Source organism: Acidiferrobacter sp. (genome assembly GCF_054609335.1).
Genome location: NZ_JBTRWP010000048.1, coordinates 1 through 20046 on the forward strand (window position 1 = coordinate 1; position 20046 = coordinate 20046).

18 protein-coding genes, 1 tRNA gene and 3 pseudogenes are annotated in these 20046 nt (G+C 62.5%); 7 read left to right on the plus strand and 15 right to left on the minus strand.

Annotated elements, in window-relative coordinates; genetic code table 11:
- Positions 1-213: pseudogene (locus ACYCTF_RS11490) on the plus strand (hypothetical protein); the annotation flags it as partial.
- Complete coding sequence (locus tag ACYCTF_RS11495) at positions 210-587, plus strand: EthD domain-containing protein (protein WP_065971384.1); 378 nt, start codon at positions 210-212, stop codon at positions 585-587. The pseudogene ACYCTF_RS11490 and the gene ACYCTF_RS11495, both read left to right, overlap by 4 nt.
- 507 nt (positions 588-1094) lie before the next feature.
- Here the strand turns inward: ACYCTF_RS11495 and ACYCTF_RS11500 are convergent.
- The 3 genes from ACYCTF_RS11500 to ACYCTF_RS11510 all read right to left on the minus strand — a co-directional run bounded on the left by ACYCTF_RS11500 (position 1095) and on the right by ACYCTF_RS11510 (position 6544).
- Positions 1095-3854 (minus strand): nitrate reductase, encoded by a 2760-nt coding sequence (locus ACYCTF_RS11500; protein ID WP_461284916.1) that lies wholly within the window; start codon positions 3852-3854, stop codon positions 1095-1097.
- Positions 3855-3864: 10 nt separating this feature from the next.
- A complete protein-coding gene (locus tag ACYCTF_RS11505; RefSeq protein WP_114283369.1) occupies positions 3865-5091 on the minus strand; it encodes an alginate export family protein in 1227 nt (408 codons plus the stop codon).
- 61 nt (positions 5092-5152) lie between these two features.
- Complete coding sequence (locus tag ACYCTF_RS11510; RefSeq protein WP_461284917.1) at positions 5153-6544, minus strand: MFS transporter; 1392 nt, start codon at positions 6542-6544, stop codon at positions 5153-5155.
- 240 nt (positions 6545-6784) lie between these two features.
- Here ACYCTF_RS11510 and ACYCTF_RS11515 point away from each other — a divergent pair, with 240 nt between their 5' ends.
- Positions 6785-7204 (plus strand): rhodanese-like domain-containing protein, encoded by a 420-nt coding sequence (locus ACYCTF_RS11515; protein ID WP_065971381.1) that lies wholly within the window; start codon positions 6785-6787, stop codon positions 7202-7204.
- Positions 7205-7278: 74 nt separating this feature from the next.
- Here the strand turns inward: ACYCTF_RS11515 and ACYCTF_RS11520 are convergent, their stop codons facing one another.
- The 5 genes from ACYCTF_RS11520 to metE all read right to left on the minus strand — a co-directional run bounded on the left by ACYCTF_RS11520 (position 7279) and on the right by metE (position 12591).
- Positions 7279-7638: a c-type cytochrome gene (locus ACYCTF_RS11520; protein ID WP_211306990.1), complete on the minus strand. Its 360-nt coding sequence runs from the start codon at positions 7636-7638 to the stop codon at positions 7279-7281.
- A gap of 105 nt (positions 7639-7743) precedes the next feature.
- Positions 7744-8121, minus strand: coding sequence for a hypothetical protein (locus ACYCTF_RS11525; RefSeq protein WP_065971380.1), 378 nt, complete (start codon positions 8119-8121; stop codon positions 7744-7746).
- A 153-nt stretch (positions 8122-8274) separates the two neighbouring features.
- Positions 8275-9696, minus strand: a complete 1422-nt coding sequence (locus ACYCTF_RS11530; RefSeq protein ID WP_461284918.1) for an ammonium transporter — start codon at positions 9694-9696, stop codon at positions 8275-8277.
- A complete protein-coding gene (gene glnK, locus ACYCTF_RS11535; RefSeq protein WP_065971379.1) occupies positions 9693-10031 on the minus strand; it encodes a P-II family nitrogen regulator in 339 nt (112 codons plus the stop codon). The genes ACYCTF_RS11530 and glnK overlap by 4 nt, the downstream gene beginning before the upstream one ends.
- Before the next feature lie 271 nt (positions 10032-10302).
- Positions 10303-12591 carry a 5-methyltetrahydropteroyltriglutamate--homocysteine S-methyltransferase gene (gene metE / locus ACYCTF_RS11540; RefSeq protein WP_461284919.1) on the minus strand — a complete coding sequence of 763 codons (2289 nt, stop codon included), beginning with the start codon at positions 12589-12591 and terminating at the stop codon, positions 10303-10305.
- 265 nt (positions 12592-12856) lie between these two features.
- On the opposite strand from metE, the gene ACYCTF_RS11545 reads away from it, so the two are divergent.
- Both ACYCTF_RS11545 and ACYCTF_RS11550 read left to right on the plus strand, forming a co-directional pair.
- A complete protein-coding gene (locus ACYCTF_RS11545) occupies positions 12857-14053 on the plus strand; it encodes a class I SAM-dependent methyltransferase (protein WP_461284920.1) in 1197 nt (398 codons plus the stop codon).
- 234 nt (positions 14054-14287) lie between these two features.
- The gene (locus ACYCTF_RS11550; RefSeq protein ID WP_461284921.1) at positions 14288-15346 is read left to right on the plus strand and encodes a TQO small subunit DoxD; all 1059 of its coding nucleotides are present in this window, start codon (positions 14288-14290) and stop codon (positions 15344-15346) included.
- Between the two features lie 33 nt (positions 15347-15379).
- Here the strand turns inward: ACYCTF_RS11550 and ACYCTF_RS11555 are convergent, their stop codons facing one another.
- On the minus strand, positions 15380-16018 hold the full coding sequence (locus ACYCTF_RS11555; protein WP_461284922.1) for a TorF family putative porin: 639 nt from the start codon (positions 16016-16018) through the stop codon (positions 15380-15382).
- Between the two features lie 88 nt (positions 16019-16106).
- Here ACYCTF_RS11555 and ACYCTF_RS11560 point away from each other — a divergent pair, with 88 nt between their 5' ends.
- Positions 16107-16379, plus strand: coding sequence for an accessory factor UbiK family protein (locus ACYCTF_RS11560; RefSeq protein ID WP_461284923.1), 273 nt, complete (start codon positions 16107-16109; stop codon positions 16377-16379).
- A 79-nt stretch (positions 16380-16458) separates the two neighbouring features.
- Positions 16459-16535, plus strand: a tRNA-Arg gene (locus ACYCTF_RS11565).
- Between the two features lie 53 nt (positions 16536-16588).
- On the opposite strand, the gene ACYCTF_RS11570 is transcribed toward ACYCTF_RS11565, so the two are convergent.
- From ACYCTF_RS11570 to tnpA, 6 genes and pseudogenes are all read right to left on the minus strand, one after another.
- Complete coding sequence (locus ACYCTF_RS11570) at positions 16589-16954, minus strand: type II toxin-antitoxin system PemK/MazF family toxin (RefSeq protein ID WP_461284924.1); 366 nt, start codon at positions 16952-16954, stop codon at positions 16589-16591.
- Positions 16954-17208, minus strand: coding sequence for an AbrB/MazE/SpoVT family DNA-binding domain-containing protein (locus ACYCTF_RS11575; protein ID WP_461284925.1), 255 nt, complete (start codon positions 17206-17208; stop codon positions 16954-16956). Before ACYCTF_RS11575 ends, ACYCTF_RS11570 begins: the two co-directional genes overlap by 1 nt.
- Positions 17209-17571: 363 nt before the next feature.
- Positions 17572-17964 (minus strand): type II toxin-antitoxin system VapC family toxin, encoded by a 393-nt coding sequence (locus tag ACYCTF_RS11580; protein WP_461284926.1) that lies wholly within the window; start codon positions 17962-17964, stop codon positions 17572-17574.
- Positions 17961-18203 (minus strand): FitA-like ribbon-helix-helix domain-containing protein, encoded by a 243-nt coding sequence (locus ACYCTF_RS11585; RefSeq protein ID WP_461284927.1) that lies wholly within the window; start codon positions 18201-18203, stop codon positions 17961-17963. Before ACYCTF_RS11585 ends, ACYCTF_RS11580 begins: the two co-directional genes overlap by 4 nt.
- Before the next feature lie 741 nt (positions 18204-18944).
- A pseudogene (locus tag ACYCTF_RS11590) lies at positions 18945-19394 on the minus strand (N-6 DNA methylase); the annotation flags it as partial.
- Between the two features lie 207 nt (positions 19395-19601).
- Positions 19602-19925: pseudogene (tnpA, locus tag ACYCTF_RS11595) on the minus strand (IS200/IS605 family transposase); the annotation flags it as partial.
- Positions 19926-20046 lie beyond the last annotated feature (121 nt).

Genomic DNA, 20046 nt, shown 5'->3' on the forward strand with positions numbered 1-20046 from the left:
TTCCAGGTATTTGCTTTGGATAGGCGCCTGCCATTATTTCCACGGACGCCAGGCCGCAGAGACATGATAAAGGCCATGACAGGCCATGTCCTAGCAAAGGGCTACTTGGTGGGAGTATACGAGAAATTGGAACAATTTTTCGTTTATGGAACCCCTGCTATCGTGGTTATGTCCGGCAACGGGGATGACGGTAAGGAGTTATATAGGCCATGATTAAATTGGTGATGTGCGTTAGGCGGCGTCCAGAAATGTCGCGGAAGGAATTTCAGGAATATTGGCGCACGCATCACGGGCCACTTTTCCAAAGGTTTGCGTCGGCTTACAAAGCCAGGCGGTATGTGCAAAGCCATACGATTGATACACCACTTAATGAAGACGTGCGAAGGTCCCGAGGGATGTCGCAGGAATACGATGGGGTCGCGGAAATCTGGTGGGAGTCGGAAGAGGATTTTGTTGACGCAATTAGCTCTGCGGAGGGACAAAGGCTTCGTTCCGTCTTTCTCGATGATGAAGCGAAATTCATCGACTTTTCTCAATCCGCCGCGTTCTTTACGCAAGAGCATGTGCTCGTGAAGGAGAATGGCTAGGCTTTATTTCAGGGCGCCGTGTCGACCCTGCCGCCGAGGGGGTTCCTACCTTAATTTCGGAGCGGGCATGCACGCTTTGATAATGCGCCTCCTATTTGCCTCCAAGGGGGTGGGTGGTGTTTGCTCCGGTCTAGCATTTGCGAGTCAGGAGGCGTTTCGCATTCGTCGGCCGCGGGGTTTATTGGGTTCGGTAATTCCGGGCGCGCGGCGAGGAGCCCATTGGCGCCTCGCGGCAGACCGAGTGGCCAGTCCACGGCGCTAGTGCGGAATTCAAGGGCCGACCTCCGGGCCCACGAGCCGCGTCTGGCATATGGCGTCCGTGTCGCCACGGTGAGCCACCGGCGTTCAGTATGTGATTCCGTCTGGCAAGAATGAGAAGAACAGGCCCTAACGAGGCTTGTGGTTCAAAGCGCGGTTTCGTTCTCGTCTTGGGGCGCGAACCGGAAGGACCGGACCCTGGTCCTTGCCAGGGATGTACCCCGTCTTGGAACGGAACACGCCAACGCGCTATGCGGATAACACGGGCTTCTCGCTAAGGAGGGCGGCGATCTCGGGGCGACACGAGCCGCACTCAGTGCCGGCCCCGCAGCGCAAGCCCACGGCCGCGACAGTGAGCGCCCCGGCCTTGATCGATTGGCGGATGTCTTCCTCGGAAACCGCGCGGCACTGACAGACCAGGCGTCCGCGCGGTGCCCCCGCGGCGGCCGGGACCACAGGGGCGACGAGGTGGTGGCGCCATGCCCCGACATCGGCCCCTGCGAGCAAGAGATCCAAAAGCCAGGCCCCGGTGGTGTCGTCCCCCAAGAGGCAGACACCGCAGAGGCGATCGTTGCGTAGCAGGGCCTGCTTACTGACGCCGCGACTGTCCTGATAACCTACCACCTCGCCGTCATGGAGCGCGAACAGGGCGGCCAAGCGCCGCGCCCAATCCTCGCCAGGCCGTTCGGCGAAGGCTAGGCGCAGGACCAGGACCTCGCCTAACAGGGAATCATGGCGGGCAAGCGCCCCATACGACAGTTCCGGCAGGAGCGCGCGCGCCGCCTCCCACAACCCCGGCTCCACGCGCCGTATGACCAGCCCCGGCCAGGGAAGCGCGGCCTTGCGCACCGCCACGGCCGCATGTTTCAACTCCGGCTGGTTCGATACCGGGTCGCGCGCCGAGGCGTCGGTCAGCGTATTCGCCGCGCCACGAGCACTGAAGCGTGCGCCGAAATGCATGGGCAAAAAGACGGTCCCGGGGGGGACCTCCTCATGCGTACGGGCACGCACCGTGGCCGCGCCGCGGCGACTCTCCACAGTCACGAGATCCCCGTCGCAGATGCCAAGGCCTGCGGCATCGCGCGGATGCACTGACAACAAGGCCTCGGGGGCGTGCGCGAAGAGCCCAGGGCTCAAACCCGTGCGGCTCATGGTGTGCCACTGATCGCGCAGACGCCCGGTAGTGAGATGCCAGGGATAGGTCGCGGACACCGATTCGGCCACCGGCTGGAAGCTCACGGCCGCGAGTCGTGCGCGGCCATTGGGGGTGGCGAAGACATGATCGGTATAGAGACGCGCCTGCCCGCCGCTCGCCCCTTGAGGGTAGGGCCATTGCTGCGGTCCAGCCTCGAGTCGTGACCAATCGAGTCCGGTGATATCGAGATCGCGCCCCGCGGTGCACGTCTTGTACTCGTCGAACACGTCACGATGGGTAGCGAAAGCAAACAGCCGGCGCGCGCGCCGGGCGTGGGTCTCACCCGCCACCTGCGCCACCGGCGTGGCATCGAGTGCCGATCCCAGGGCATGGGCGAAATCCCGAAAGATCTGCCAGTCCGGCAAGGCCTCCCCCGGGGGGTGAACCGCCTGACGCATGAGACTGATGCGGCGCTCGGAATTGGTCACCACGGCATCGCGTTCGGCGAAGCTTGCCGCCGGCAAGAGCAGATCGGCAAACGCGGCGGTCTCGGTCGGGTGGAAGGCCTCCTGCACCACGACGAACGACGCGGCGCGCAGCGCGGCCTCCACCAGCCGCGTCTCCGGGAGACTCACGACCGGGTTGGTGCAGGCGATCCACAAGGCCTTGATGTGCCCTTTCGCAAGCGCCGAGAAGAGCGGAACAGCCGTGAGTCCCGGCGTCGGATTGAGCGTCGGGATACCCCAAAGCGCCGCGATCTCGGCACGATGGGCATCGTTGGCGATCTCCCGATGCCCCGGGAGGAGTTGCGGCATACCGCCCACCTCGCGGCCACCCATGGCATTGGGCTGGCCTGTGAGGCTGAAAGGTCCAGCCCCCGGTCGCCCGATCTGGCCGGTCACTAGATGCAGGTTGATAAGCGCGCGGTTCTTGTCGGTGCCGTGGCTCGATTGATTGAGGCCCTGGCACCAGAGCGAGGTCGCGGCGCGCGCCCTCCCCCAGACGGCGGCGGCCTCCTCCAAGACCTCCACCGGGATACCGCAGAGGTCCGCCACCCGTCTCGGGGGATAGTCGTAGACGAGATCGCGCAAGGCCTCGAAGCCCTCGGTGTGCTCGCGGATGAAATGCCGGTCGACACGGCCGTCACGCAGGAGGATATGCACGATCCCATGGAAGAATGCGACATCGGTCCCGGGGCTTAGCGCCACGTGCAGGTCGCTGCCCGAGGCCGTGGCCGTGCGCCTGGGATCGACGGTGATGAGAAACGGTCCGGGCTTGCGGGCGCGCGCCGCCTCTATCCGACGAAACAGGACAGGGTGGGCAAACGCCGGGTTGGCACCGGCGACGAGGATCACGTCAGCGTGCTCCAAGTCCTCATAACAACCCGGCACCGAGTCCTGCCCGAGGCTCGCCTTATAACCGCTCACCGCCGACGCCATGCACAACCGCGAATTGGTATCGATGTGGTTGGTGCCGATCAGGCCCTTGGCGAGCTTGTTGACGACATAGTAATCCTCGGTGCTGAGCTGTCCGGAAACATAGAAGGCGCAAGCCTCCGGGCCATGCTCGGCGATCACCGCCGCAAAGCGCGACGCAGCCTCGCCGAGGGCCGCGTCCCAGGACACGCGCTTAGGCGGGGCCCCGCGACGCGCGCGCCGCAGCGGGCTTGTCAGACGTTCCTTGTCTATGGTCGCGGCCAGTGCCCGCCCCTTCGTGCACAGTGCCCCGAAGTTGGCGGGATGGTGCGGGTCGCCGCGCACCGCGAACACATGCGCGTCGTCGTGCTCCAGGATCACGCCGCAGCCGGTGCCGCAATAGGGGCACACCGAGCGCGTCTCCCGGCGCCCGGCCTCGGGCGCGACCTGAATCATCATGGCAGGTCCCTCAATAGTGATAGGACACGAACACCCATGCCGCGCGCGTATTCACCGCATAGTGGTCAGCACGATAGTCCGCGTACTGCACGCCGGCGACGAGTCCGGGACGGAAGGGGTATATCGCCGACAGGTCCCATTCATGGCCGTAGCGTTCACTCGTGTGATAGGCCTGGAACCGGTAGTAGCGGGCCATGAGCTGGGTACCCAGTAGCTTTCCGCCGACTGTGACATAGGAACTGCGCAAGCCCGTCGGCGGGGTTACGAGAAACACCTCGGCCCAGCCGTTGAACAGGTGCTTGGTGGCAAGCGGCGTCTGAAATCCGTAGGTCCCGGCGCCATTGCTACCCATGGCCTCCTCATCGACACGCACGAACGCCGGCCCGATGCCAAGACCACCGCCGGCATGATAATAGCTGGCGTGGATGAGTGCGCTGCCGCCCCCTGCCGGGGACTGATGGGCATAATCGGCGTCATAGAGGATGCGCAGGCCCGGGGTGATAGGTGCCTGGCCCGCGACCCGGATACCCGCGGTCTCGCTATTGCACACGGCGGGTCCGCCGGGGACATCACAGCCCGCCGCCCCAGGGATGACGGTGTGGGCGCGGTTTTCGTAGGTGTAGCTGTAGACCGATGCCACACTCTTGGGCGCGAACAGGTAACTTGCGTTCAACAAGGTCACGCGCGCCGGTATGAGTGCGTTCAGGATATCCTTGATGCGCCAGCTATAGGCCGCATACAAGGTGAGATGCCGGAGGCTGTGGTTCGCCAGGCTCACGGCATCGAAGGTCTGCATGTTTTGGCGGAAATCGACGTTGCCCACGAACCGTCCGTTGTTCAGCACAATGATCTGGCGGCCGGCGCGCACCGTTGTGGCCGGCAGCCCCGAGTAGCTCAAATAGGCCTGATTCACGTTGGTCGCGGCGGCGTCTGGAATAACCGGGTACTGGGTCTTGTGATTCAAGAGGCTGTTGTAGTCGTTCACGAAGCTCGCGACATTGATAAGCTGCAGCAAGACACGCAGGTGCTCATAGCTTGCGGTCTCATAACCAAGCAGCGTGCGCAGGGTAAAGGCGTGCGCCTCCTTCTTCCCCGGTTGTTTTACGATCTCGTAACGAGGCCGCAAAGACAGATCGATGGTTCCGTGCGTCAAGGCATACCCCAGTCCGTGGGCCGATGCCGCCCCCGCGGTCGCGGCCAGCAGCGCCGCAACCACCATTCTCTGCGAATTCCGCATACTGCAACTTCCTCCCTTATGACATTATGTAAAGCGGTTTGGATGAACCCGAGCCGATCCTTCAGTCGCTCTCGATGGCCGCCCCCTTGGGGACCGGTGGGGTCCCGGTGTCGATTTCCTGGGTCGAAAGCGCCCAGCGCCGGCCACGGGCCTGGACAAGCAGTGTTGCCGCCATGGCCAGACCCGCGAACACCGCAAAGCCGCCGCGATAGCTCGCCGTGGCCTGTTTTACGATGCCGAGGACAACCGGAAGATAGAAGCCGCCGATGCCGCCGGCGGCGCCTATGAGGCCGGTCATGAGGCCACGGCGCTCCGGCCAACGCAGCGGGACCATTTGAAAGGTCGCGCCGTTGCCGACACCAAAACCAAGGTAAAGCGCGAACAGGGCGGCAATCCCGACCGCGGGCGCCGGCACGAAAAACGCGAATACGAGATCGACGAGCGCGATAGCGGAAAGGGCGTAACGCAGAACGCGTGGGCCGCCAGCATGGTCTGCCAGCAGGCCGCCCAGGGGGCGCACCGTGGCCCCGGCAAAGGCAAGCCCGGCCATAAGCAGGCCGGCGGTGACCTTGGGGATATGGTAGAGCGCGATCAGCAAGACGCTGACGTAAGCCGACATGCCCACGAAGCCGCCGAAGGTGATCGCGTAGATGAGAAAGAACGCCCAGGCATCGCCTTCACGGAACACCGCGCGCTGCACGGACGGCAGAAGCGTGACCATGAAGGCCATGCCAAAAACCGGTAACAACAACACCGCGGGATGACCGCTGACACCGAGCCATCCCTGGTGAACGACCATGACGAGTACCGCGAGAAAAACGAGACTTCCCCAAAACCCCATGAGCGCCCGGGGGACGGAGCCGGCCTTGGGCGCACGGTCATGGCCCCACACCCACAAGGCGAGCGCGGCGAGCGCCAAAAGCGGCAGTACCGCGGTCATGGCCGATTGCCAGCCATAATGGCGGGCAAGCGGCGGGAACAGGACACCATCCAGGACTGCGCCAATGTTACCGGCCGCGGCAAGCCCCAACACCAGGCCCTGCACCTTGGGCGGATAGCCGCTGCCGGCCATGGGCAAAGCCACCGCGAAACTCGCCCCACCCACCCCGAGCAACACGCCCAGGACCAGCAGGACGCCCAAGGTGGGGGCCGCCGGCGCGAACAGCAAATACAGGGGCGTAAGCGCCGAGAGCATGATGCCCATGAGCGCGATCGTGCGTCCGTTGAGCGTCTGGTAGAGGTGCCCGAGCGGCACCCGCAGCAACGCGCCGCTTAGTACCGGCACCGCCACCAGGAATCCCATGGCGGCCGGGGCTAAGTGCAGGTGTGGCCCCATGTAAGGGGCCAGGGGTCCAAATAACAGCCACACCGTGAACCCGGTATCAAAATATAAAAAGCTCGCCACGAGCGACCGCCAGTCGCCGCTACGCAGGTGATCCCAAATCTTCGCCATTCCGGTCTCCGAAAGGATGTCGTCCCCGGGCTAAAGCAAGTTTCGTGCACAAGGGACAGGGCGCCTCCCTGATGCAAATTGGGGAAAAACTGCGGGTCGTGGCGGACCGGCGTGGTCGAGGACGGGGCAGCGTGCGTCCTTATGGTGCGTCAACGGCCATGCGGGCCGAGAAGGCGCAGGCTTTCACGGGGGGTGCGCGCTATACTAGCGATAACCTAAGCCTCGGGAGGGCCCCGTTTTATGGTTGCCGCGATACCGACACAAGATCCCCCGCTGGAGATTCGGCCGGAGACCGCCAAGGAGATCATTGGCTTGAAGATCGCCACGCTGATCGATGTGCGCCAGCCGACGGAACTCGAACTCGAAGGAGAAATACCCGAGGCCGAGTCGGTACCGCTGTTTGATTTAAAGAAGATCCTCGGCCATAAGCTGACCGACGAGGAACAAGAGATCCTCGACTGCGACCTGCCGACGGAGAAGGACGCGCGCCTATTCCTGTCGATCATCAACAAGCATCACTACCAGAAGGGTAACGTCCTGCTGTGTCTGTGCAATTCCGGCAAACGCAGCCTGCATGCCGCGCAGCTTCTGCGCTCAATGGGATACGAGCGCGCCTACTCGGTCGCGGGGGGCGTGCGTGCCTGGCGGGAACTCGGGTGATGCCGGCGGGAGGGCCGGTCGCGGGGCCCGAAGGCGCCCGCGACCGGTGACACGAATCGGCTCAGCCCAGCTATCTAAGGCTTGGGCGGGGCCACTGGCTTTTGCGCCAGCACCCAGGAGGCCATCTGCTCGGCCTGCGCCAATGTCAGTTGCGGATGGGGAATCATCGGGATCCCGCCGGTCCAGGGATTCCAACGCCCCGCACCACCGGTGATGATCTTGTGGGCGAGTGTCACCTTGGCCCCGGGCTTGTGGGCGAACACATAGGCCACCCAGCTATACGCCGGCCCTATGACTTTATGGCTCACGGCATGGCAGGCAAAACAGCCGGCGCTCGTCATCGCCGCCTTGACCTGCGGACTCCCGTTCGCCACCGCCAGACCCGGCAGGCCCAATGCCGCGACCACCGCCAAACTCCTTACCACGTGCTTCATGACAACCCCCTCATAGCGTCTCGATCAGAGAACCACAAAGCGTTTATTATCATATGCTAACACGGTACGCCGGTCAGCGGACTATTCCTTTGGGGACATGGACGGCTAATGGGTCATCAGGGCCCGTTCGGTCGCCTGCACGCGGCGCAGACGCCAACCAAGTGCGATGATGCGTTCATGAACGCGATGGGCATGATAGGGCATACCCTCGGCCAGAAATTGGCGGCGGCGCATCCGTAACCGCCACATACGGCGCTTGAGGACGTGCTCTTGGCGCGCCAGCTGCCGCAGCTGCACGCGGACCGGGATTCGCGGCCGGACCGGTTGCCCCGGGCCATTGAGGATCGGGCCGCTCCCGGGCGGCGGGACCGCTCCCGCGGCGCCAGGCCCGGGGGGCGGTGCAGCGAGCGTATCGGCCACGCACGAGGTCAATGGGCTGCCCGCCAACAGGACGGCGCAGATCGCGGCGCGCAGGTATCGCATGAAAACTCCTTAGTCTTGATCCGGGATTCCGGTATCGGCAGGAGAGTATAAGACATAGCCGTCATCGCGTGTGAGTACGCAGACAGCGGCAGCCAACGGGCGCGAAAAAAACGGGCCCCGAGAGGCCCGTAACACCCTGGGGGTGAGGAGACCCTATTCGTAGACCTGCTCGCCGTGCTGGCTAAGATCGAGACCCTCGACCTCATCCTCTTCACTGACGCGCAGACCCACGATGACATCGACAACCTTCAAGATGATGTAGGTGACGACCGCGTCGTAGACCAGCACCGACCCGACGTCTATCAACTGCTTAACCACCTGATAGTCGTTGCCCTCGAGGGCCCCGGCCGTCCCGCCGATGGCCTTGACCGCGAACACGCCGGTCAGGATCGCGCCGAGCGCGCCGCCGATGGCGTGAACCCCGAAGGCATCCAGGGAGTCGTCGTACCCAAAGAAGTTCTTCATGTAGGTGGCCGTCCAGAAACATACTGCGCCGCCGGCGATGCCTATGATGAACGCCCCGGTCGGATCCACGAAGCCCGAGGCCGGCGTAATCGCCACCAGCCCGGCGACCGCACCCGACACCATGCCGAGCACGCTCGGCTTGCCGCGCGCCATCCACTCCGCGAACATCCACGCGAGCGCGGCCGCGCCAGTCGCGATCTGGGTCGTGGCCATGGCCATCCCCGCGCGCCCGCCGGCCGATACCGCGCTGCCGGCATTGAAGCCAAACCAGCCCACCCACAGGAGCGCCGTGCCGATGACGGTGAGCACGAGGTTGTGGGGCGGCATCGCCTCCTTGCCATAGCCCTTGCGCTTACCCAACACGAGGGCTGTGACAAGACCTGCGACGCCCGCGTTCAGGTGCACGACGGTGCCGCCCGCGAAGTCCAGGGCACCGAGCTGCGCGAGCCAGCCGTCCGATGACCAGACCCAGTGAGCGATCGGCGAATAGACGAATACGAGCCACAGGCCCATGAACCATAGCAGCGCGGAGAACTTCATGCGCTCGGCGAACGATCCGGTGATGAGTGCCGGCGTGATGATGGCGAAGGTCATCTGGAAGGTCATGTACACGGACTCCGGCACCGCGAGCGAGAGTCCGGTGACCGTGTCTTTGTTCATGCCGTGCAGAAAGACCCGCGACAAACCCCCGATCCAGGGATTGCCGTTGGTGAACGCGAGACTATAGCCGATCGCATACCAGAGCACGGTCACAAGGCAGGTGACGATGAAGCTTTGCGCAAGGGTATCGAGGACATTTTTCTTGCGTACCATGCCGCCGTAATACAAGGCCAGGCCTGGTATGGTCATCATCAACACAAGCGCCGTGGACGCCAGCATCCAGGCGGTATCACCGGGATTGATCTTGGCGTTGGCATCGCTGCTCACAGCCTCCGTCGGCGTAGCCGCCGGGGCCGGAGCGGCCGCGGGTGTTGCCACGACCTGCGCCGTGGCCGCAGAGCCCCCTGGGGCCGCCGCGTTGGCCGCCAGCGCCGCGGTCGGAAGAACTCCGAGCGCGAGCGCGAGGACCAGGCCACGCACCCAGCGAGACCAGATACCGGTCATGGTCATAGCGCCTCCGGCCCGGATTCGCCGGTACGGATGCGAATCGCCTGCTCGAGATCGAAGACGAAGATCTTGCCATCACCGATCTTGCCAGTGTTGGCGGCCTTACCGATGGCCTCGATCACGCGCTCCACAAGGTCGTCATCGATCGCGACCTCGATCTTGACCTTCGGCAGAAAGTCGACAACATACTCGGCGCCCCGATAGAGCTCCGTATGGCCCTTCTGGCGTCCGAACCCCTTGACCTCGGTCACGGTGATGCCCTGTACCCCGATTTCCGACAAGACCTCGCGAACGTCGTCGAGTTTAAAGGGCTTGATGATGGCGGCTATTAGTTTCATGAGTAGATCTCCTTGAGAAAGGCGGTTAGCCCCTGCCGCCCGTATACACGTCGACCGTATCCCCCGAGCGCGACCACGGGCGCTGTGCGAAGCGCGTTCATATTACCCCCTTGGTGTGTGACTGTGCCCGTAGCAGAGGCGGGCGATGGGAGCAATGCAGGGAGCGTGCCAAAGAAAAGGGAGGCGGAAACCATGCTTTAGGACGGTTCCTCGCCTCCCGGGGGAGCGGTAACGCACCATTATGGTGTGTTACCCTATTGATAATGCACCACTACGGGGCGGTGGCCCTCGTCTTGCGGAGCGATTCTGCAGCCTCGACCATGTGGCGCAGGGCGCTCTCGGTCTCCGCCCAGCCGCGGGTCTTCAGGCCGCAGTCTGGGTTGACCCAGAGATGCTCGGGGGGCAGGACCTTTTCGGCCTTGCGCATGAGCCGGACCATTTCCTCGGTGGATGGCACGCGCGGCGAATGGATGTCATAGACGCCGGGGCCGATCTCGTTCGGGTAATGAAAGTTCACGAAGGCGTCCAGGAGCTCCATGTCCGAGCGCGAGGTCTCGATCGTGATGACATCGGCGTCCATCTCCGCCACCGCCTCGATGATGTCATTGAACTCCGCGTAACACATATGGGTATGGATCTGGGTCTCGTCGCCCACGCCAGCGGAAGACACGCGGAACGCGCGTACCGCCCACGCCAGATAGGCCTTATGATCCTCGCGTCGCAACGGCAGGCCTTCGCGAACCGCCGGTTCATCGATCTGGATCACGCGAATGCCGGCCCGCTCCAGGTCGCAGACCTCGTCGCGGATTGCAAACGCGATCTGCAAAGCCGTATCGGCGCGTGCCTGGTCGTTGCGCACGAATGACCACTGCAGAATGGTGACCGGACCGGTCAGCATGCCCTTCATGGGCCGCTTGGTCAGTGATTGCGCGTACTTGGCCCATTCCACGGTCATGGGCTTGGGTCGCGATACATCCCCGAAGATGATCGGGGGCTTCACGGCGCGGGAACCATAACTCTGTACCCAGCCGTAGTCGGTAAACGCGAACCCCTGGAGCTGCTCCCCAAAATACTCCACCATGTCGTTACGCTCGGCCTCACCATGCACGAGCACATCGAGGCCGATTTCCTCCTGCTTGCGCACCGCGAGCGCGATCTCGGCGCGCATCCGCTCCTCGTACTCGGCCGCGCTGATGCGCCCGGCCTTGAAGTCGCGGCGGGCGGTGCGGATCTCGTTGGTCTGCGGGAACGAACCGATGGTCGTGGTAGGGAACATGGGGAGGTTCAGGTGGGCGCGTTGCAGCGGACGCCGCTTGGCGAACGCCTGCTTTCTCGCCGCATCCGCCGGCTGCACGGCCGCGACCCGCGCCTTGACCACGGCGTCATGGATGCGCTTCGACGACTTGCGGTCCTGCGCCACGCGCCGGCTCTCCTCGAGGGCCTGAGCAATGGCGGCGTCGCCTTCGTCCAGACCGCGCTTCAAAAGCCCCACTTCCGCCATCTTCTGGGTGGCAAAGGCGAGCCAGCTGCGGATCTCAGCGTCCAGCCTCTGCTCCCGCATGAGATCCACGGGGACGTGCAGCAGTGAGCAACTGCTCGCCACGGCAAGCCCCCCCTTATGACCTTGGGCGGCACGCAGCACCTTAAGCGCAGCCTCGAGATCGGCGCGCCAGATGTTACGGCCGTCGACCACGCCCAGGGACAGGAGCTTGTCGGACGGCAACGCCCTCAAGACCGCGGGCAATTGGTCCGCGCCGCGCACGAGATCGATATGCAGGCCCGCCGTGGGGAGCTTGCAGGCCAACTCGCGGTTGGCCCCCAGGCTCTCGAAATAGGTCGTCAGCAGAAGCTTCGGACCCGCCGCCGAAAGCCCTTCGTAGGCCTTGGGATAGGCGTCCGTCCAGGCCTTGGGCAGATCGAGGACCAGCGCCGGCTCGTCGATCTGCACCCACTCCACCCCGAGGTCTGCGAGACGCTTTAGGACCTGCTGGTAGACGGGCAGAAGATCGGGCAGCAGCGACAGGCGGTCGAAGTCCTCGCCCTTGGTTTTGCCCAGCCACAGGTAGGTGAGCGGGCCCAGGAGCACGGCCTTGACCGGAAAACCCGCGGCGCTGGCCTCGGCAACATCCTCGAAGAGCCGCGGCGAGGAGATCGCGAACCGCTGGCCCTTGTGAAACTCCGGCACGATGTAATGGTAGTTGGTATCGAACCACTTGGTCATTTCGCAGGCATGCGTGGCCTTGCCCGTAGGGGCCACGCCGCGCGCCATGCGGAAAAAGGTATCGAGATCCACCTCCGGTCCCTGCCAATCGAAGCGCGGGGGCACCACCCCCAACAAGGCGCTGGTCTCAAGGACGTGGTCATACCACGCGAAGTCGCCGACCGTCACGAGGTCAAGACCGGCGGCCTTCTGGGCACTCCAGGCGCGCATCCGCAAATCCTTGCCGACATCGCAGAGGGCCTGTTGGTTCAGACTCCCTTTCCAGTAGGCCTCGAGGGCCTTCTTAAACTCCCGATCGGGGCCGAGACGGGGGAAACCAAGGATGTGTGCAAGACTCAAGATCGACTCTCCGGGGCAACGCGCCCATAGCGAATGACAAGTTGGGGGGCAAAACGGCGCCGACGCGGGGATCGCCAGCGGCTGTGCGAGGCTAACCTCGACCGTGGCCGGAGTCAATGGGCGAACGGGCCGGCGGGGTCGCGGACTGCCAAGCCCCTAGGCATGACATGGTCTTTGGGTGCTAGAATCGGTTCGACAGGATATCGCAGGGATGGCGGCCCAGGACACCGGGCGCTCCGCGCAACGTCGCTACCGGAGGACGCTTATGCTGGAAAAGATCTTGGCCGACGTCATCAAAATCGGCCGCCTGACGGTTCGTTACCCGGACGGCCAGGTGGGGCGCTACGGCGAGGGATCGCCGGAGGCCGAGTGGGTCATAAGGGACAAGTCGGCGATCCGTCGCCTGATCCGCAATCCCTGGCTTCAGATGGGCGAGACCTACATGGACGGGGCCTGGGACGCGCCAAGGGGCTTGGCGATGTTGCTCGAGGTGCTCTTACGCAACGTCCCCAACGAACCCTCCTCCTCGCTTTTTACGAACCTTAGGCGCTATCTCGAACAAGGCAACGGCCGCCAGGCCAGCCGGCGCCACGTGGCCCACCATTACGATCTGGACGAGTCGCTGTTCCGGTTGTTTCTGGACCACGACATGCATTACTCATGCGCCTACTTCGCGAACCCGAATATGACCCTTGAAGAGGCCCAGGTCGCCAAGTGCGAGCTCATACGGCGCAAGCTCGAGCTCAAACCCGGTCAGCGCGTGCTTGATGTGGGGTGCGGCTGGGGCAGCCTCGCCCTCCACCTCGCCCGGGAGGCCGACGTCGATGTAACCGGCATCACGCTCTCGAAAGAACAGCACCGCGTGGCCACCGCCCGCGCCCGCGAGGCCGGGCTCTCCGACCGCGTCCAATTCCGGCTCGAGGATTACCGTGAGCACCGGGGTCTCTACGACCGGGTCGTGAGCGTGGGGATGTTCGAGCATGTGGGCGCACCCCACTATGAGACCTTCTTTGCCAAGGTTCGCGAACGCCTGGCCCCTGGAGGACTCACGCTCCTCCACCATATCGGCCAAAGCGGCCCACCCGGCCAGACCAACCCGTGGATCCGGCGGTATATCTTCCCGGGTGGCTACAATCCCGCGCTCTCCGAGGTCATCCCCGCAATCGAGAAGGCCGGCCTCAAGGTCGCCGACATCGAGGTACTCAAATTTCATTACGGATATACCCTGCACGAATGGCAGAAGCGCTTTCAGGCCCGGCGGGACGAGGTCGTGCGACGCTGGGATGAACGTTTCGCGCGCATGTGGGAATTCTACCTCGCCGCCTGCGAGGCCTCGTTTGCGATCGGCGACCTCGTGGTCTTCCACATCCAGATGGCCCGCTCGCTCGAGGGCTTACGCATGACCCGAGACGCCTGGTACGTCCAACGCGACCTGGATAAGAAGATCGCCGAAAGCGCCTGAAGGCGGAGGGTCTCGGGCGGCGCGGGGCATTCTGGCAAGGACCACGGCCAATGGCGCGCCCTTTCAGGGAACCTCCTTGCGCATCTTGCGGTCAGCACCACGGTGGGCCCCGGTCTCTTGCGAGCGCCTGGGGCGTGTGGTCTAGTAGGGTTTTCTTCTAGTGCAGTGGCCGTCGCATCACCGGGCGGGCACTTTCCAGAACAACAAAGACATGCCGACGGAGCAGCGAGAACCATGGCCCGACACGCGCTTGAGCAGACCTACGATCAGCCAACCGTATTTCGTATGTCAGGCGCAGCAGTGCTGGCGATACGCCTCGTCCTCGGCTGGATCTATTGGGGCGGTGGCACGCGACGCTTCATATACGCCCCCCAAAAACTCGACCCCCACGCGCATAGCTGGATGGCCAACAAGCTACAGTCGGGCATGCCCGGGGCGGTGCTCGGGCTTGGGCATGTCCTGAGCGCCATTCTTCACCACCCGACGCTTGTCTACGACCTGCTCGTATTGGTCAGCGCAGTCGAGCTCATAAGCGGCCTCGGGCTTATTCTCGGTATCCTGACCCGCGCGAGCGTCATCCTAAGCCTCGCCTTGAGCGTCTCGCTCATGTTGGTGTTTGGATGGCAAGGTGCCACCTGCATCGACGAATGGACCATGGCGGCATCGACCTTCGCCATGGGCTGCACAATATTCGTCGCGGGTAGCGGCCTGTGGTCCGTCGATAGCTGGCTGTTGCGTCGCAATCCCAGCCTCGCGGATGCCGGATGGTTCCGCTGGCTGGGCAGTGCGCCATTCACGGCCCGCGAGACCGAGGGTCTGGGCAAGGGGCTTGCCATCATCGCCGCGCTCTTTATGCTCGTGTTCTACAACTACTACCGCGGCTCAATCTTCACCAAATTCCACGGCGGACCGGTAAGCCCGAGCAAACATCACATCAGCTTGAGCCACGCCACCCTCCGTAAGGATGGTCGCGTGAAGGTGCTCGCCTACCTGGACGGGGGGACACCGGCGGCCCCCTCGCACGTCGTCAAGGTGGCGGTCGAAGGGCCGAACGGGATCGTAGAGGTCTGGAAGGGCAAGGCCCTCGAAAGCGCGGTCAAGGGGCACATCAAGAACATCTACCGCTACAACAAGTTCGCGCCGGGACTCTTTGGTCTCAAGGCCAAGATGGGAGCCAAGGCCTGGATCACCCTGCACCCGACGAAGGTTGTGCATATCAAGGCCGGGCACTACACGGTGCTGTTCGAAAACATCAACGGCAAGACGTTCACGGCCAAGGCCGCGTTGTCCTGATGGAGATCGGTCGGCGGAGCGGGTGGCGGTTCCTTACCAGGCCTGCGTCAGAACCAGGGCGACCTGAGTGCCATGGAGGCCCGAGATAACATGATGATCGATGGCCGTCACAAAAACGCCCGCGCTGAAGCTGTGCCACGACTTCGTGAGGCCGACGCCATAGTCGTCATAGGACGCCACCGTGTCACCGCTAGTATGCCCAGCATGAAGCACGAGACCAAAGCCGCTACCCAGACGCGCGCGGTAACCGGCCTCGAGATAGGTATTGCCGTGCTGCCAGTCATGATAGATACCGGCCGACAGGGGCCCGAACCGCAGCCGCAGGAAGGTCTCTTCGAAATTGAGCGAACTCACATCGAAGCGATAGGCGGTAGCGCCGGCGTTGAATCCCAGCCCCGAAGGGGTCATGTCGCGGATACCACCCGTGAAATCGGCGCGCTCGTTGGCACCGCGGTAATCGAGCGTCGTGAGGAAGGCGCGGGCGTACAGGCCGACCGGCCCGGTGGCCGTCACCGATCCCTGCAAGGCGGGGTTGCCGTTCGACTCCGAGATGCCGCGCCAGACGTAATTGCTCATGAGCGACACCTGCCCGCTCACGCCCTCCCCGTAGGCGGGAAGCGCCAACAAGGCAGTCAGGGCCAGGGTCGATTGAAGGCGGGTCAGGGTGCGCACGTGCGCATTATATAGCAGCCGGGGCCGCTGACCAGTCCTCTTGTCGCGGCCCCTTCGCGCCACAAGGAGAAAGGCTTATACTACGCCCATGCTGACACGAATCTTGGATCAAATCGCAGCGACCGCCCGTGCGGCGGTCCCCCCGGAGTTCGGACAGGACGTGGAAAAAAACGTCCGCGCGGTCCTGGATAGCACCTTCCAGAGGCTGCGCCTCGTGACGCGCGAGGAGTTCGAGGTACAACAGGCGGTCCTTCAGAAAACCCGTGAGTTGGTCGAACGCCTCGAACGTCAAGTTGCGGAGCTCGAGGCCAAAAACGGCACCAATCCCGGGTCCACCAAAAACCCGCCGACCGCCGTTTAAGCCCGCGAGACTTGCGGAGGAGAGAGACGCGCCACAGCATGGACCCCATGCGTGCTTCGCGCTATCCTTAAGCGCCCACGCGCCCTTAGCTCAGTTGGATAGAGCGTTGGATTCCGATTCCAAAGGTCAGAGGTTCGAATCCTCTAGGGCGCACCAACCCATTGAAATCCTATGAGTTTTCTGCCGATCGGCCGGAATCTAGCCCTGGGTCACGCACCAATCTGGATAATCTGATTTAAGGTCTCGCAGGCCAGTTCAAATGTCTGCTCCGGCACTTGCCCCCAGGGGTGCCGTTTCGCAGATCGAGCTCGCCAGTCGAAGGACTTGGGCTGGTGCGCAAGTATGTAGCTGATGACACCCTTGGGACCGGCAAACGGGACAGCAAACGGATTCGTGTCGTTATAGGACGCCGTTGTCATAGGAAGGCCTATAACGATCCCCGTACGATCATTGAACTCGCGCGGGGACAGAACGAGCAGCGGATGTACGTCCTTCATCTCGCGCCCGGCTTGCGGATTACAGTCAATCCATATCATGTCACGACGCGCGGGAATCCATTGCGATCGCGCCACCATCACATCGCCTCGATACCGACCGGTTGGGTTACCATGGCCTCACCCCCGTGATGCACGGGATCAAACGCTACGAGTTTCTGGGCAAGCGTGAGCTTCGGCATACCCGCACGCTTGACCAGCACGCCGTCGTCGGCCGCTGTAATCTCCACAGGCTGCCCGACAGTGAAATGGGCAGCGCGCGCCACAGTCGCAGGTATGCGTACCGCGAGACTGTTTCCCCACTGCTGTACCGTAAGCTTTGCTCTTATCGACACGGCCATACCCTCTACCTAAATGTAGAAACAAGTATATACATAAGGGGGAGTGCGGTCAACACAGAATGAGAGGGAAGACCATGGGACGGACTAACCCTGCCACGATGTAATGTGCACCAATCTTACGCAGCAACGGCAGCGGCCGGGGCAATGCTGGCAAACGGCCCGTTGTCGGCCATTGTTGTGCGAGCCAGCGTCATCGGTGACCCCCGACCGACTTGCTGCCCCTGGGCGCAAAAATTCTGCAACCACCTCTCAAAGCGCTTCGCCGTTCACAATCATGTAAATCCGCGTCTTTTTTGTTCAAATACACGAGTTGATGGAGATTCTTCCGCAGCGCACGAATCCTTTCGCGCATCGTAGTTACGTTGTGAGTGGGACACTGATATCCGGAAACGAACGCAGTACTTTGCCGTCCATGGTTACGAGCCTCGTTCCCAATCTCATTGCCAGCGCCACAAACTCGCAATCGTATGCGGAACACTCACTGTCACGCACCAGTTCCAAAACACTCCGCGAGTCCACTTCGTACTCGCTGTCTCTCAGCAGGTCCTCCGCCTCGCTCTGGAGGGCATGTGCTTGACCGAATGTCAGTTGCCCGCGTCTCAAGTAGCCAGCAAGGATGTTCCGAAACTCACTGCGCCAGAGAACGGGCGCGTTCCAATCAGGATCGCGCTCCATCAGCGTTTCCGCTGCTATGGTGAATTCCCCGGGCAGGTACAGATACGCCAGCACGTTCGAGTCCACGACAATCACGGACGATCTTGCTTCTTCAGCGCATCAATGTCACGGATATGAAACTCCGCACCCAATCCCGCCCGCAACTGCCGGGCCCGGGCCAGCCGATCACTAGAGGTCATTTTGGTCGGTATGAGCACGGCCTCGAGGCACACTATGGCCTCGCTGTTCAAGCTGCGACGATGCGCCCCTGCCGCGGCTTTCAGTCGCTCGTACACCTCGTCGGGAATATTTTTCAAGGTGAGTGTCGTAGGCATTGTACCTCCAACCATTGTGACACCATAATGGTTGGAGTATACAAGGCACCCGGCCCGCATGCCAATCGGCGAGTTAACCGCTTTGTCATGCAACGCTCACTTTTCCCTGTAACAAGAATGGCCCAGGTTGTTACACAATCCCGCACGAGGTCCAGAAAGATCGGCTTACGTCGGCGTAAAGTGTCACCAATTGGACGAACGTAACGTACTGAATCGCAAGAAAGATGTGTGTACGATGCCGCATGGCGCCAAATATCTACACAATAGCCCGCGTAATATACACACAGTTATTTTGCATTCCGATTCCAAAGGTCAGAGGTTCGAATCCTCTAGGGCGCACCAACCCACTGAAATTCCATAGATTTCTTTTCCATAAGCCGACCGCCACCCGTGGGCCTTATCGGCCAACGCTCGTAGGCCGCCAGTCGCAAGACCAACGCTTCTGAGCGTCGGCCTGAAACCGCCAGTGTGCTCGGATTATGGCGTGTGCCCACACGGTGCCCACCGGGTGCCCAGGGTGCCTTAAGGCCACCCCAGGTATGCACACGATTTGAGCGTTAGCCCCAAGGGCCCCTTCTCTTCCAACCCAGCCACAAGCGCATCCGGGCGCGACGCCTGACCCCCTGGATTACCGCAGGTCAGCCGGACATCGGCCACCCCGGCTGGAGCCACAAAGACACTCGGCTCCTCTGGAGCCATAACCCGGACCGAACCGCGGTTTGGACGCTCGTGGCCCCCGCCTTATGTATCGGTAACCTCGCCCGCTTCCTCGGACGCACCCAGATCCGCAGCAATCTCCTGGAATTGCGCGAGGGCAGCCTCGAGGTCTTCGACGATTTCGGCGGCCAGCACGTCGGGATCAGGCAGGTTGTCAGAGTCCGACAAGGATTCGTCCTTCAGCCAGGAGATATCCAGGCTCGCTTTGTCGCGGGCAACGATTTCGTCATAAGTGTAGGCGCGCCAGCGGCCATTTGGGTTCTGCTCAGACCAAGTGGCCACCCGTACATGACGGTTCTCAGGGTTGTAGCACCTGACGAATTCATCGAGATCTTCGCGCTTTAAGGGTTTGGTCTTAAGCGTGAAATGCCCGTTGGTGCGCAGGTCGTATATCCAGACTTTCTTCGTCCATGGGGTTTCTGAGGCCGGTTTCTTGTCGAAAAATAGGACATTCGCCTTCACGCCCTGCGCATATTCTTCTGTGCGGTAGCAGGAGCAAGGCGCTCAAGACTCTGTCGCGCTGTACGAAGGAAATACTCAACGTACTGCGTAGTAATAGCCCCACCCCCCGGTAAACATCCCCCGGCAGAGCCGGGGGCTTTAGTTTGTGAGCCGCTCAAAGCGGCTATAGGGGGTCGCTCACGCGGCCCCGGTTCTTGGGGGCTACCTGACGGTGGCCCATCAACGCCACAGGTTCATTTGGTCCAGGCGCTGATCTTCTTGCTCTTGGTTTCTGATGTATTCTCGGATGGTGGCCTCATCGCGCCCGACCGTGGAGACAAAGTACCCTCGGGCCCAGAAGTGCTGCCCGACGAAGTTGCGTTTCCGTTCCCCGTACACGCGTGCCAGATGAATGGCGCTCTTGCCCTTGATGTACCCGACCACCTGTGAGACTGCGTACTTGGGTGGAATCGATATCATCATGTGCACATGATCTGACATCAGGTGGCCCTCCTCGATCCGGCTTTCCTTACGTTCCGCCAGATTGCGGAAGACCTCGCCTAACGATCATGGTGGTTGCCGCCACCCCGGATAATGAAAGAGACTTCCAGGCGGAAGGGGACGGGTAGAGGTCGTGATAATTTTTGGCGGATCGACCCCGCGCCTAACGTGACCCGCCGGGCTG

Coding starts and splice junctions, on each gene's coding strand:
- ACYCTF_RS11530 (WP_461284918.1), bottom strand. CDS start 9,696: ATGACCATGACCGGTATCTGGTCTCGCTGGGTGCGTGGCCTGGTCCTC.
- ACYCTF_RS11505 (WP_114283369.1), bottom strand. CDS start 5,091: ATGCGGAATTCGCAGAGAATGGTGGTTGCGGCGCTGCTGGCCGCGACC.
- ACYCTF_RS11545 (WP_461284920.1), top strand. CDS start 12,857: ATGCTGGAAAAGATCTTGGCCGACGTCATCAAAATCGGCCGCCTGACG.
- ACYCTF_RS11550 (WP_461284921.1), top strand. CDS start 14,288: ATGGCCCGACACGCGCTTGAGCAGACCTACGATCAGCCAACCGTATTT.
- ACYCTF_RS11515 (WP_065971381.1), top strand. CDS start 6,785: ATGGTTGCCGCGATACCGACACAAGATCCCCCGCTGGAGATTCGGCCG.
- ACYCTF_RS11585 (WP_461284927.1), bottom strand. CDS start 18,203: ATGCCTACGACACTCACCTTGAAAAATATTCCCGACGAGGTGTACGAG.
- ACYCTF_RS11500 (WP_461284916.1), bottom strand. CDS start 3,854: ATGATGATTCAGGTCGCGCCCGAGGCCGGGCGCCGGGAGACGCGCTCG.
- ACYCTF_RS11525 (WP_065971380.1), bottom strand. CDS start 8,121: ATGCGATACCTGCGCGCCGCGATCTGCGCCGTCCTGTTGGCGGGCAGC.
- ACYCTF_RS11560 (WP_461284923.1), top strand. CDS start 16,107: ATGCTGACACGAATCTTGGATCAAATCGCAGCGACCGCCCGTGCGGCG.
- ACYCTF_RS11510 (WP_461284917.1), bottom strand. CDS start 6,544: ATGGCGAAGATTTGGGATCACCTGCGTAGCGGCGACTGGCGGTCGCTC.
- ACYCTF_RS11495 (WP_065971384.1), top strand. CDS start 210: ATGATTAAATTGGTGATGTGCGTTAGGCGGCGTCCAGAAATGTCGCGG.
- ACYCTF_RS11520 (WP_211306990.1), bottom strand. CDS start 7,638: ATGAAGCACGTGGTAAGGAGTTTGGCGGTGGTCGCGGCATTGGGCCTG.
- ACYCTF_RS11570 (WP_461284924.1), bottom strand. CDS start 16,954: ATGGTGGCGCGATCGCAATGGATTCCCGCGCGTCGTGACATGATATGG.
- glnK (WP_065971379.1), bottom strand. CDS start 10,031: ATGAAACTAATAGCCGCCATCATCAAGCCCTTTAAACTCGACGACGTT.